Source organism: Asanoa sp. NPDC049573 (assembly GCF_040676615.1).
GTDB lineage: Bacteria > Actinomycetota > Actinomycetes > Mycobacteriales > Micromonosporaceae > Asanoa.
On the sequence record NZ_JBFAPI010000004.1, the window covers coordinates 266,555 to 279,343 of the forward strand.

Annotated in this window: 12 protein-coding genes; 9 read left to right on the plus strand and 3 right to left on the minus strand. The window is 74.0% G+C overall.

What is annotated here, in order from left to right; genetic code table 11:
* Positions 1 to 12 precede the first annotated feature (12 nt).
* Positions 13 to 909 carry a sigma-70 family RNA polymerase sigma factor gene (locus AB0J74_RS11295; RefSeq protein ID WP_363447104.1) on the minus strand — a complete coding sequence of 299 codons (897 nt, stop codon included), beginning with the start codon at positions 907 to 909 and terminating at the stop codon, positions 13 to 15.
* 27 nt (positions 910 to 936) lie between these two features.
* Here AB0J74_RS11295 and AB0J74_RS11300 point away from each other — a divergent pair, with 27 nt between their 5' ends.
* From AB0J74_RS11300 to AB0J74_RS11335, 8 genes are read left to right on the plus strand one after another with little or no spacing between them, the layout of a single operon-like run.
* Complete coding sequence (locus tag AB0J74_RS11300) at positions 937 to 1,359, plus strand: SRPBCC family protein (RefSeq protein WP_363447107.1); 423 nt, start codon at positions 937 to 939, stop codon at positions 1,357 to 1,359.
* Positions 1,360 to 1,417: 58 nt separating this feature from the next.
* Positions 1,418 to 2,545, plus strand: coding sequence for a hypothetical protein (locus tag AB0J74_RS11305; protein ID WP_363447110.1), 1,128 nt, complete (start codon positions 1,418 to 1,420; stop codon positions 2,543 to 2,545).
* Positions 2,545 to 3,645 carry a glycosyltransferase gene (locus tag AB0J74_RS11310; RefSeq protein ID WP_363447112.1) on the plus strand — a complete coding sequence of 367 codons (1,101 nt, stop codon included), beginning with the start codon at positions 2,545 to 2,547 and terminating at the stop codon, positions 3,643 to 3,645. The genes AB0J74_RS11305 and AB0J74_RS11310 overlap by 1 nt, the downstream gene beginning before the upstream one ends.
* A gap of 6 nt (positions 3,646 to 3,651) precedes the next feature.
* A complete protein-coding gene (locus AB0J74_RS11315; RefSeq protein ID WP_363447114.1) occupies positions 3,652 to 4,674 on the plus strand; it encodes a glycosyltransferase in 1,023 nt (340 codons plus the stop codon).
* Complete coding sequence (locus AB0J74_RS11320) at positions 4,674 to 5,807, plus strand: glycosyltransferase family 4 protein (RefSeq protein WP_363447116.1); 1,134 nt, start codon at positions 4,674 to 4,676, stop codon at positions 5,805 to 5,807. The genes AB0J74_RS11315 and AB0J74_RS11320 overlap by 1 nt, the downstream gene beginning before the upstream one ends.
* Entirely contained in the window at positions 5,804 to 7,066 is a 1,263-nt protein-coding gene (locus AB0J74_RS11325; RefSeq protein WP_363447118.1) for a hypothetical protein, read from the plus strand. Before AB0J74_RS11320 ends, AB0J74_RS11325 begins: the two co-directional genes overlap by 4 nt.
* Positions 7,063 to 8,268: a hypothetical protein gene (locus AB0J74_RS11330; protein WP_363447120.1), complete on the plus strand. Its 1,206-nt coding sequence runs from the start codon at positions 7,063 to 7,065 to the stop codon at positions 8,266 to 8,268. Before AB0J74_RS11325 ends, AB0J74_RS11330 begins: the two co-directional genes overlap by 4 nt.
* The gene (locus AB0J74_RS11335) at positions 8,265 to 9,785 is read left to right on the plus strand and encodes a glycosyl hydrolase family 28-related protein (protein WP_363447122.1); all 1,521 of its coding nucleotides are present in this window, start codon (positions 8,265 to 8,267) and stop codon (positions 9,783 to 9,785) included. The genes AB0J74_RS11330 and AB0J74_RS11335 overlap by 4 nt, the downstream gene beginning before the upstream one ends.
* On the opposite strand, the gene AB0J74_RS11340 is transcribed toward AB0J74_RS11335, so the two are convergent.
* Complete coding sequence (locus AB0J74_RS11340) at positions 9,782 to 10,885, minus strand: LCP family protein (protein WP_363447780.1); 1,104 nt, start codon at positions 10,883 to 10,885, stop codon at positions 9,782 to 9,784. The genes AB0J74_RS11335 and AB0J74_RS11340 overlap by 4 nt on opposite strands.
* A gap of 120 nt (positions 10,886 to 11,005) precedes the next feature.
* Here AB0J74_RS11340 and AB0J74_RS11345 point away from each other — a divergent pair, with 120 nt between their 5' ends.
* A complete protein-coding gene (locus tag AB0J74_RS11345; RefSeq protein ID WP_363447123.1) occupies positions 11,006 to 12,487 on the plus strand; it encodes a sugar transferase in 1,482 nt (493 codons plus the stop codon).
* 23 nt (positions 12,488 to 12,510) lie between these two features.
* On the opposite strand, the gene AB0J74_RS11350 is transcribed toward AB0J74_RS11345, so the two are convergent.
* Entirely contained in the window at positions 12,511 to 12,744 is a 234-nt protein-coding gene (locus AB0J74_RS11350; RefSeq protein ID WP_363447126.1) for a hypothetical protein, read from the minus strand.
* Between the last annotated feature and the right edge of the window lie 45 nt (positions 12,745 to 12,789).

Consider the following 12,789-nt stretch of genomic DNA (forward strand, 5'->3'; position numbering starts at 1 on the left):
CAAAACCGAAGATCATGCGACGGTACGGTGACCCACGTCCCACCGGTCCGGCCGCGCGTACACGAAGATCTCGGTGATCCGTCCCGCGGCGACCGTGAACGCGAGCACCGTCACCGGCCGCCCGCCGGCGAACACGGCAAGGCCGGCCGCGCCGTCGACCCAGGCGGGGCGGGCGCCCGCCGCGTGCGCCGCGTAGGCCGCGGCCTGGCCCGCGACCGCGTCGGCACCCTGGAACGCGGCCGGCACGTCGGCCCGCAGTCGCACGTCGGGGTCGAGCAACGCCACCAGCGCGGCCAGATCGCCGCCCCGCGCCGCGGCGAGGAACGCGTCGACCACGGCCCGCTGCCGCACCCGGTCGGTGTCGGCGTGCGCGGTCGCGCCGCGCACCCGGCGCCGGGCCCGGCTGGCCAGTTGCCGGGCGGCCACCGGCGTGCGGCCGACCACCGGCCCGACCTCCTCGAACGGCACGCCGAACAGGTCGTGCAGCACGAACGCGACCCGCTCGGCCGGCGCCAGGGTGTCGAGCACGACCAGCAGCGCCACACCGATCGCCTCCTCCCGGACGGCGGTCTCCTCCGGCCCCGGGGCGTCGGCCGTGAGCACCAGCGGGTCCGGCAGCGGCGCGTCGGCCGACAGCGTCGGCCGCCGCCGGCGGGCCCGCAGCACGTCGAGGCAGACCCGGGCGACCACGGTGGTCAGCCAGGCCCGCAGGTCACGCACCTCGCCGCCGGTGCGCAGCCGCAGCCAGGCCTCCTGCACCGCGTCGTCCGCCTCGGCCAGCGAGCCGAGCATCCGGTAGGCCACCGCGCGCAGGTGCGGGCGCAGCTCCTCGAAACGGGCCGGGTCGAGTTCGTCGATCTCGTCACCTCCGGTCGGTCGTGGTCGTCCTGCCTCACGACGACCGGTCATCCACCGATGTGACAACGGAGGCCTCTCATGATTACCAGGATCGAGATTTCCCGTCCCCCGGAGGCGGTGTTCGCCTACGTCGCGGACCCAGCCCGCTTCCCGCGGTGGCAGCCCGACATCGTCTCGGTCGAGACGCACCCCGACGGCCGGTTCACCACCGTCCGCCGGATCGGCGGCGTCAACCGCGCGATGACGCAGGAGGTGGCCCTGCTCGACCCGCCGCGCCGCTGGTCGGTGCGGGGTGTCGACGGACCCGTCCGGCCCAATGTGGACCTGCTGGTCGAGCCGCTCGACGGCGGTGCCCGGTCGCGGCTGACGTTCACGTTCGACTACGACGGCAGCGCGATGGGGCGGGCGCTGCTGCCGATGGTGCGCCGCATGACGGCGGTGCGGGCGCCGCGGAGCGTCGCCCGTCTCAAAGAGTTGCTGGAGGCCAGCTCAGCCGGGTGATCCGAGCGCCGTTCATGTGGGTTAATCGGCATCGTGGTGCGCTGATACCCTGCCGCTCGTGAGTGATGACGCGTCCCGGGGCGGCCAGGAGACACGGCCGGACGTTGGCGAGCCCGAAGCCGCCGCGCCTCCGCATCCGTCCTGGCCGCCGGCACCACCCGCACCGACCCCGGCACCGCAGTCGGGCCCGCCCCACACCGAGCCGCAGTCCGGCCCGCCCTACACGGAGCCGCAGTCGGGGCCGCCCTACGCGACGCCGCAGTCCGGCCCGCCCTATGCCACGCCGCAGTCCGGCCCGCCCTACGCCACGCCGCAGTCGGGCCCGCCCTACGCCACGCCACAGGCGGCCGGCTATCCGCCGAGCGGCTACGCCGCCGAGCCCGAGGGCTACCCCCAACAGTGGCCGCCCGACCAGGGCGGCCCGGTCTCGGCGCCGCCGGAGCAGCAGTGGCCGGTCGAGCAGGCCGACGACCCGCGCTGGGCGGCCGAGCCCGAGTTCGACGACCCGCGCTCCGGACCCTCGCGGATCGAGTGGTCGCAGCCGGCGGCCAAGCGCGGCAAGCTGGTGCCCGGCCTGGTCGCCGGCATCGTCGTCGGTGTGCTCGCTTCCGGTGCCGGCGGTTACTTCATCGGCCGGAGCGGCTCCGGCGGGGCCGGCCCGTCGACACCGTCGACGGCCGCGCCGTCCGGTTCCCTGGCGCCCTACGAGGCGAGCCTGGTCGCCATCAACAAGGCCAAGTTCAGCGGCGAGGCGTCGGCGCTGGCCGAGCCGTGGCTGTCGGCGATGGGCGGCTGCACCGGCAACACCGACACCGGTGGGCCGGCGCTCTCGCAGGGAGAGCTGACCCATGTGCTGTGCCGCAACGGCGGCGTGTTCATCCACTTCGCCTCCTACCCGGAGCCGGCGAAGAAGGAGGTGGCCCGCAACTACCGGCAGCAACTCGCGCTGGACGGCCCCGAACTCGCGCCCGGCCTCATGCAGCCCCAGCGGCGCGAGGGCGGCGTCACCAAGGCGCCCGGCCTCTACGTCGAATACGCGTTCAAGGGCAGCGACGGCCGCACGCTCTGCGGCATCTGGTGGGACCGCGACGGCTCGGCCGCCGCCGTCTACATGGAAGCGCTCTGCGAGGAAACCCTGGGCGGCGACTGGGAGCCGCTGCGCGACCTGTGGAGCCGGCACAGCTGATGCGACCCGGTCTTCTCGCCGGGCGCAGCGTCGCGGTGGTCCACGAGTGGTTCAGCGCGCACGGCGGCTCCGAAGACGTGTTCCTCGCGATCGCCGGGCTGGTGCCGCACGCCACCCGCTACGTGCTGTGGGCCGAGCCGGACGCCCCCCTCGACGGCCTCGACCTGCGCCAGTCGTGGCTGGCCCGCACCCCGCTGCGCCGCTCCAAGGCGCTCGCGCTGCCGGTCATGCCGCTGGCCTGGCGCACCCTGGGCCGCCCGGCGCCCGACGTGGTCATCTCGTCGAGCCACGCCTTCGCGCACACGGTGAAACTCGGCACGCCCGCCACCACCCGGCACCTGAGCTACGTGCACTCCCCCGCCCGCTACCTGTGGAGCCCGGCGTTCGACGGCCGCGGCGCCAACCCGGTGCTCGCGCTGCCGCGCCGGCTGCTCCGCGGCGTCGACGTGAGGGCCAGCCGGCACGTGCACGCCTACGCGGCCAACTCGGTCGAGGTCCGGGACCGCATCCGGCGCTACTGGGGTCGCGACGCCGCCGTCGTGCACCCACCGGTCGACACCGACTTCTTCTCGACACCGGCGCCCGACGGCCCGGCCGGCGACCGCGACTACCTGCTCGGCGTCGGGCGGTGGATCCCCTACAAGAACTTCGACCTGATCATCGAGATCGCGTCGCGGGCGAAGCTGCCACTGGTCATCGCCGGCGGCGGGCCGCAGGAAGCCGCGCTGCGCCGGGCCGCGCAGGCCTCGAACGCCCCGATCACCTTCGAGCACCGGCCCAGCCGCGACCGGCTCCGCGCGCTCTACCAGGGCGCCCGCGCGCTGCTGTTTCCCGCGCACGAAGACTTCGGCATCGTTCCGGTCGAGGCCCAGGCCGCCGGCACACCGGTGGTCGGGCTGCGCCGCGGCGGCCTGTGCGAGACCGTGGTCGACGGCGAGACCGGCTTCCTGGTCGACTCGCTCGACCCCGGCGACTACCTGGCGGCCATCGCGCGGCTGCCCGAGATCGACCGCGACCGGGTCCGCGCCCACGCCACCACGTTCTCCACCGACCGGTTCCGTGACCGGATGACCGGGTGGGTGGCCGATGCGACCCGGTGACGTCCGATGACGACGGTGTTCGACTGCAGCGGCGTCGGCCCGGGCGGCATCACCCGGGTGCTGACCGAGGTCGTCCGGCACTGGCCGGCCGGCCGCCGGCTCAGCCTGGTCGCCGTGCCGGAAGACTGGCAGCCGCCGGCCGGCACGAGCGCCGACCTGACCGTCCGCAGCCGCCAGGGCGGGGGCCGCGAGCGCACGATCGCCGCGGCCACCGCCGCGCTACGGGGTGAGACCGCCGGCCCGGCCTCGGTGCTCTCGCTCAGCCCCAGCCTCGCGGTCGTCGGCAGCCGCCACCCGGTCACCACCATCGTCCACGACCTCGCCTTCCGGCTGTGGCCGGCCGGCCTGGGCCGGTCGCAACTGCACTACCGACGGGTCAGCTACGCGACCGCGATCAGCCGCTCCGCCCGGCTGGTGTGTGTCAGCGCCCGCACCCGACACGACCTGGCCGGCCTCTACGACGTGCCGGCCGCGCGCACCACGGTCTGGCACCCCGGCAGCGACCTGCGGGCCGGGCCGGGCACGGTGCCGCCCGGTCTCGCCGGGCTGCGCTATCTGCTGATCGCCGGCCACGCGCCGCACAAGGGCGTCGAGATCGCGATCGAAGCCATGACGGGCCTTCCGGCGTACGCCCTCGCGGTGCTCACCGGCGGTCAGCCCGTGCCGCGGTTCGCGGCGGCGGCGCAGCGGTCACCGGCCGCCGACCGGATCGTGTTCCTCGACCGCCTCACCGACGACGACTACGCCGCGGCGCTGGCCGGCGCGGCCGCGTTCCTGATGCCCAGCCACTTCGAGGGCTTCGGCCTCCCGGCCGTGGAGGCGCTGCGGCTGGGCACGCCGGCCGTGATCTCCCCCGACCCGGCGCTGCACGAGGCCACCGGCGCGGCCGCGGCCCGGATGACCACCTGGTCCGCCGAAGCCCTGGTCGAGGCCGTGACCGCGGCGACCGCCGCGCCCCGCCCGGAGCCGCGGGCGGGGCGGTCGTGGTGCGAAGCGACCGCCGAACTCGCCACATTGGTCGGGGCCTGATGCGGATCGCCATGGTGCACTCGTCGTTCGCCGTCCGCGGCGGCGCCGAGAGCTACGTCCGCGACCTGACGACCGCGCTGCGGGCGCGCGGCCACGACGTGGGTGTGTTCACCCGCGACACCCCGGGCGGCGAGCGGACCGACCACCGGGTACGCGAACGGCTGTCCACCCGGTTCGCCGCGCGCCTGCCCCGGCTGGTCCGCAAGGTGCTCGTGCACCTCGGCGACCTGGTCGACCCGACCGGAATGGGCCCGCGTGACCTGCGCGGGTTCGCGCCCGACGTGGTGCACGTGCACAACTGGCAGGAGCTCGGCGTGCTCCCGGTCGCCCGGCTCGCGGCCGCCTACCCGACCTGCCACTCGGTGCACGACCACGCGATCTGCGACCCCAACAACGGCCGCGCCAACCTGGGCCGCTCCCGCCCGCTCGATGCCCTGCTGGGCCTGCGTACCCGCTGGATCGTCGGGCGGCTGCGCCGGGTCCGGCTGCTGTTCGCCGCCGAACGCACCCTGGCCGAGGTGCGGCGCCGCGCACCGGCGAGCGAGCGGGTGCGCGGCGAGATCCTGCCATTGGCCGTGCCGGTCGCCTGGCACAGGCTCGACTGGCCGGCTCCGCGGCCCGACGTGTTCCTGTTCCTGGGCGCGCTGACCCCGCACAAGGGAATCGACCTGCTGCTCGACGCCTGGCCGGCGACCACCGGGGCGACCCTGCTGGTGGCCGGCGACGGCCCGCTGCGGGCCGAGGTCGAGCGGAAGGCGGCCACCACGCCGTCGGTGCGCTACCTCGGCTACGTCGACGGCGAGTCGAAACGCGCGGCCCTGGCCGCCGCCGGCTGGCTGGTGTTTCCCAGCCAGGGTGCGGAGACCTACGGCCTGGTCTGCGCGGAGGCGCTGATGGCCGGACGCCCGCTGATCGCCAGCGCGGTCGCCGAGCCGCCGATAGCCTCCGGCACGTCGATGCTGGTCTTCGACGACCCCTCCGACCTGCCCGGCCTGCTCGTGCGGGCCGCCGGCATGCCCGCCGCCGAGCACGCCGTGCTGGCCGCGTCGGCCGCGGCCGACGGCCGCCGGCTCGACTGGGACGACCACGTCGACGGGGTCGTGCGCGCCTACGCCGCGGCGGGTGCGGCATGACCGTGACCACGCCGAGCACCCTGCGCGACCGCGTGCCCACGATCCTGATGGCCTTCGCGCTGGTGGTCTACGCGGCCCCGCTCGGGCTGTGGATGCTCGGCATCGAGCACCTCGCCGGCCTGGCCGCCGGCGGCCGCGACTTCGTGCTGAGCCTGGCCGCCGTGGCCGCCGTCTACGGCCTGGCGGTATGGCTCACGCTGCGCCGCGGCGGGCACCTGCCGATGCGCTGGGTCGCCGTGGCCGGCGGCGTCGCCGCGGCCGCCGCGGTCTGGGGCGTCATCGGCCTGGTCGACCACGGTCTGGTGCAGACCCTGGTCGGCCTGCGGCTGACCCTGCTGCCGCTGGCGTTCCTGGCCGTGATCGCGCTGCTGCCGGCCACCGAGGTGCACCGGCTGATCACCGTGGTCGCCTGGCTCGTCGTCGCGAACGCGGTGGCGGCGGTCGGCGAGCTGATCGTCGGCCCGGCCCGCCTGGTGCGGTGGGGCTTCGAGGAGGACCGGGCGATCCGCTACATCGACGGGACCTTCCGGGCGCCTGGCCTCACCGAGTTCAACGCCGAGTTGGGCATGTTCGCCGGCGCCTACCTGCTGGGCTACCTGGCGCTCTGGTTGACCGCGGGCGCCCGGCCCCGCGAGCGCGCCTGGCACGCGGGCGCGGTCGCCGCCGCGGTCTGCCTGGCCCTGAGCACCAGCCGGTCCGGCGCCGCGCTGGTGGTCGCCGGGGTCGCCGGTGCGGTGCTGCTCGACCGCGGCCGCGGCAAGGCCCGCCGCCGGCTCTCCCTCGTGCTGGCCGGGGTCCTGGTGGTCGCGGTCGCGGGCGGCTTCGTGGTGCTCGGCGCGGCCGGTTCGAGCAGCGTCTTCGAGCGCTTCGACGTGTGGACCGACCGGCTGCGCGGTGTGCCGGTCATCGGCTCCGGCATCGGCAGCGCCGGCGCCGCGACCTACTCCCGGGTCGCCGACACCCCGCCGCTGTTCGTCGACAACTACTTCATCAGCGTCGGCCTGCAGTTCGGCCCCGTCGTGATGGCGGCGCTGATCGCCTCGGTCGGCTTCGCACTGGTCGTGCTCACCCGCCGGTCGGCCACGAAACCGTCGTCGGTCCCGCTGATCGCGGTGCTCACCGGGCTGGCCTGCGCCTCGCTGTTCATCGAGTCGTGGGAGTACGCGGCCGCGATGGCCACGCTGGCCCTGTTCGTCGGGCACGCGCTACGCCTCGACCAGCGCCGGCCGCGGAACCTGTGGCAGGAGGCCGGCCGGTGAGGGCCCTGCTGCGGGCGGCCCGGCAGCTGCAGGCCTCGCAACTGTCGGTGCAGGCGCTGACCCGGCTCGCCAACGTCGTCGTCTTCCTGCTGGCGTCCTGGGCCGACACGGGCAACCTGGCCCTGGTCGCCTTCCAGGGCGCGCTGTTCGCCGTCCCGTACACCCTGCTCGAGGCCCTGGTCGGCCGCCCGCTCTCGGCGGGCGTGGTGCCGGCGTCGTGGAGCGTGGAGGCCTGGGCGACCCGGGCGGCCGCGACGGTCACCCTGCCGGTCGCGGGGGTCGGCTACCTGTCGGTGTCGGTCGCGCTGCCCGGCTCGTCGGTCGTCGACCGGCTGCTGGTCGTCGCGCCGGTGCTGCTCCAGTTGCCGCTCGAGGCGCTGTTCTGGGCCATGGCCCGCACCCGCTCGCGTACCCGGACCAACCTGGTGCCGCAACTGACGGCGGCCGGCACGCTGGCGACCGGCGCGGCGTTCGCGGCGACCGGCCTGCCGCTGATGGCCGCCGCGCTGCCCGCGCAGGTGCTGGTGCTCGGCTGGGCATTGGCCAGCCGCACGCCGGTGGCCACCGGTCAGGTCCGGCCCGGCCCGCTGGCCAGCGTGAGGGTGGGCTCCGTCTACTGTGCCGCGGCCGGGATCGACCTCGCCTACACGGTCGCCCTGCCGGCCGTCGCCGGCGCGCTGGCCGGCCAGACCGCGATCGTGGCGCTGCGTGCCATGGACCTGGCGTTCGGCCCGTTCCACGTCGCGCTGTCGGCGACCACCCGGGAAGACATCGTGTCCAGCGCCAAGGGCCGCTGGCTGACCGGCACCCGCCTGCTCACCGTGGCGTCGTTGCTGGTCATCACCGCGGTCGTGGTGGGAAGCACGGACGTGCGCCGGCTGCTGGCCGACGACCTCGCGACCCTCGGCGCGACGGCCGTTATCCTCTACTGCGGGTACAAGGCGGCATTGATGGTGTCGACCTGGATCGCCACCCGACACATGATCCGGGCGCGACCCGGCCAATACCTGGTCTCGGCGGTCGGCTCGCGGGTGTTGGCGTTCGGGGCCCTGGCCCTCGCGACGCTCTGGGTGGGCAGCGCCGAGGATCTGTTCCTGCTCCTGTTCGGATGTGAGGTCGCGGTGGCGCTCTGGTACGCCGTACGCATGCGCACGGCCCGTGCCACGGTCGCCGCCGCCGTCCCGGCCGGCGTGGCGCCGTGAAGCCGGCCTGGGACCCGCGCCGCCTCCGGGACTCGCCGCGGGTGGCGGCACTGCGCCGGCTGCCGGGCCTGCGCCGGATCCCCGGCGTCCGCGAGCTGCCGCACCTGCCCGGCCTGGCCGAGCCGCCACCGCCGCCCAACCTCGACGACCTGCGGCTGCCGGGCGACGACGACCCGGTGATCGCCCGCCGCCGCGCGCTGACCCGGATCGGCGCCCTGGTGGCCGGCGCCGGCGTGGCCGGCCTGGGCGCGGGCGCCTACGGCAAGAGCCTGGCGTCCGAGGACCCGACCGCGGTCAACGCGCGCGACCAGGGCGCGGCCGGTGATGGTAGGACCGACGACACCGCGAAGCTGCAGGCCGCGATCGACGCGGCCCGCGACGGCGGTGGCGTCGTCTACCTGCCCCCGGGCGTCTACGTGACCCGCAAGCTCACCCTCTACTCCCGGGTGCACCTGCGCGGCGCCGGCGGCGACGCGACCGTGCTGCGGCTGGCGCCGGGCGCCAACTCGGCCATCCTCGAGTCGGAGCGGTTCGACGAGGAGACGACGGCGCGCTCCGACGGCGGCATCACCCTGTTCAGCGTGCGCGACCTCGCGCTCGACGGCAACAAGCAACACAACGACCAGGCCGGCTTCGGGATCCGGATCTACGGGTACGGGTACCAGATCGCCGACGTGATCGCCTTCAACTGCCGCAACGACGGCATTTTCAGCGACTGGGGCACCGCCGGCGACCTGCCCTCTCCGTCACACCAGATGGAGGCGCGGCTGTCCGGGATCCGGTCGCACGACAACGACGGGCACGGCTTCAACTTCAACGGACCGCACGACTCGATGGTGCTCGACTGCCTGTCGTTCAAGAACGCCGGCACCGGATTCCGGATGGCCGGCGGGTCGCTCGGCACGATCCTGACCAACTGCCATGCCTGGGGCACCGACCAGAACGTCTCGTTCGAACTCGCGGCCAACGGCGTCGGCTGCATGAACTGCTACGCCGACCTGGCCGGCGGCATCGGGGTGCGGATCTCCCGCAACGACTGCCGGTGGCTGGGCGGGCTGGTGCTGGGCCACAACCACGCCGGCCCGGGCACCGAGATCGGCATCCAGTTCGCGCCCGGGTCGCGGCCCGAGGAGCCGGCGGGCTGCGCGATCGACACCAAAATCATGAACTGCGGCACGGCGGCCGTCGACTTCGGGGCCGAGCGCGGCATGTCGTCGGTGCGCGCGCTGCTCGCGCAACCGGGCGCGGTCGACGGCGCCGGCGCGACGGTGGCCGGCACCGGCCTCGGCTGGCTGGGGCGGCCCGCGCCGACCACCTCGGTCGAGATCACCGGCGGGCTCGGCAACACCGGTCAGAACCTGGTCATCCGCCCGTCGTTCGACCTGCGGGTCGAAGGACCGCAGCCGCGACCCGGTGCCGACTCGGTGCGGGTGTTCGCCCGCACCGAAGGCGGCCGCACGCAACTGTGCGTGCGCTTCCCCGACGGCTCGATCAGCGTGCTGGCCAGCGAGGACTAGCCGCCGGCCTGCTGGATGGCGGCCAGGTCGTCCCGGCGTACGCCGTCGAAGAGGGCCCTGGCCTTGGTCTGGTCGGGCAGCACCACGCTCTGGTCGCCGATCGTGCCGGTGCCCTTCGACGGGCTGGTGTAGAAGGCGAGGTTGTCACTGCGCAGGTGGCGCAACTCGGTCGCCATGTCGAAGAGGTTGAGGGTGCCGTCGACGGCGACGGCATCGGCGGTGGCCCGCAGGAACGCGTTGAGGCGGCCCGGGTTGGTCAGGGTGCCGCCGGACGCCGCCTTGTTGAGGATCGCCTTGATGACCTGCTGCTGGTGGCGGATGCGGGCGAAGTCACCGTCGCGGAAGGCGAACCGTTCGCGGGCATAGTCGAGCGCGGCGGCCCCGTCCATCGTCTGTGGTCCTTTGTGGAACTGCCGGATGCTGTCGGCGTTGAGCGAGTGCGTCGAGGTGAAGCTCTCCTCGACGTCGATGTCGACGCCGCCCAGCGCGTCGACGATCTCCTTGAAGCCGGAGAAGTCGACCATCGCTACGTGGTCGATGCGTACCTTGGTGTAGTTCTCCACGGTCTGCACCATCAGCGGGACGCCACCCCAGGCGAACGCCGCGTTGATTTTCGCGTCGACGTTGCCGTGCTTGCCGTCTTTGCTCGCCGGGACGTGCACCCAGGTGTCGCGCGGTATCGAGACCATCTGCGCGCTCGACCGGTCTTTGGTCAGGTGCAGCACGATGATGGTGTCGCTGCGCGAGCCGCCGGCGTTCTCCGGGTCGCGCGAGTCGCTGCCCAGCACCAGGAAGTTGAGCGCGTCCTTGGCGGCCTCGACCTTCGGCGGGCGGGCCGCCTCGGGCACGGCCTCGAACGCCTCGATCCGTTCGACGTCGTTGTCGACGTCGCGCACGTAGAGCGTCGCGGCCAGTGCGCCGCCGCCGCCGAGCAGCACCAGCACGGACAGCACGATGAGGACCGCGCGCCGCCACCTGCGCCTGCGAGCGGGCTTGGGCCCGCCGTCGGCCGGCGCTTCGGGACTGTCGTCGGCGGGCTCCTCGATCACCTCGGTCGAGTCGGGATCGGAGAAGAGTGGGCGGCTGGCCATGGCGCCGATGGTACTGACCGCGAGAACGGTCCATCGTCCCGTGGCCCGGGTGGTGGACTGTCGCGGATGCCCGTAGCATCCTGCGGTTGTCGGGCCTCGTGTGCCCGTTTCACATATCGGGGGATATACATGGTTCAGTCGGGCCCAGCGCCGACGGGCCGCCAGGAAGCCGGCGCCGAGCGTGCCGAGGTGCCGCGCCAGCGCGACCGGGCGGCGGCACCCGACAACGACCGTGCCACCGTGGTCCTGCCCTATGTGGGCACCGCCACGGCGTCACGGACCCGGTCGTTGCGGGTCTGGATGATGTCGCTGCCGGTCGACTTCGGCGCGTTCCTCGTGCCGCTGGCCTACAACCGCGACAGTTGGAAGGGCGTCGTCGCCGGCGCCTTCGTCACGGTCGGCGTCTTCGCGCTCGGCGGGCTCTACCGCGGCCGCCGCCACGTCAGCTTCCTCGACGAACTGCCGACGCTGTGCGGCCGGTTGCTCGCCTCGGCCGCGATCGTCTCGATCGTCGGCGCGCTGCGGCACGACTCGGTCGCCGCGGTCGGCAACCTGCTGCGGACCATCGCGGTGTCGGCGCTGCTGGTCATCGTCGGCCGGCTGCTGACCCGGCACATCACGGTGCTGGCCCGGCGTCGCCGATGGGTCGAACACGGCGCGATCGTGCTCGGCGGCGGCCCGGTCGCGGTCGAACTGGCCCGCCTGCTGCGCCGCTACCCGGAATACGGCCTGCGCTTCGTGGGCTTCGTCGACGTCGCCTCGACCGAACACGTGGCCCGCGACAGCATGCCGCTGATCGGTCACCTCGGTGACCTCGAGACGCTGCTACGACTGATCGAGTGCGACGTGGTGATCATCGCCGACATCGACTGCCCGGACTCGTCGCTGCTGCAGATCGCCCGGCTGCCGGCGATGCTCGACTGCGACCTCTGGATGGTGCCGCGGCTGCGCGAGTTCCAGTCCGGCGGCACGATCCCCGACCACATCGGAGCGATCCCGGTCGTCCGGGTCCGCCGCTCCTCGCTGAGCGGGCCGCGCTGGTGGATCAAGCGGGCGTCGGACATCGTCGCGGCCTCGGTCGCCCTGATCGTGCTGAGCCCGGTCATGTTGCTGTGCGCGCTCGCGGTGTTCGCCGAGGGCGGCCGCGGCATCTTCTTCCGCCAGCAGCGGATCGGCCGCCACGGCGAGCCGTTCGAACTGGTCAAGTTCCGTTCGATGCGGCCCAGCAGCGAGACCGAGGCGCAGACCAACTGGTCCGTGGCCGGCGACCCCCGGGTCGGTCCGGTGGGCCGGTTCCTGCGCCGCACCTCGCTCGACGAGCTGCCGCAACTGTGGAACATCCTGCGCGGCGACATGACCATCGTCGGGCCGCGCCCCGAGCGGCCGTTCTTCGTCGACCAGTTCTCCGCCAACTATCCCGACTACGCGATGCGCCACCGGGTTCCCGTCGGCCTGACCGGCCTGGCCCAGGTCAGCGGCCTGCGCGGCGACACGCCGATCTCCGACCGGGCCCGGTTCGACAACTACTACATCGAGAACTGGTCACTGTGGCTCGACGTGAAGGTGGTCGTGCGCACGGTGGCCGAGGTGTTCCGGGCCCGCGGCCGCTAGTGCCTGTCTCCACGAGACAGGCACTAGTAGCGCCGGCGCCGGAGCACGACCACGGCGGCGCTGGCCAGGATCACGGCGAGGGCGGTCAGCGCGACCGTCGGCACGTGCCGCCACACGTCGCTCTCGGGCCGCACCGCGGCCCGGACGTGCCCGTCGGCCGACGGAGCGAAGAACAGCACGGTGACGGCCACCACCGCGATCGCGATGGCGCCGGCCCGCAGCAACCGGCGGAGGAGCACGGAACGCTGGCCGAACATGGCAATACGCTAACCAGGCGGCGCCGCGCGGCGGTGCCACTTAAC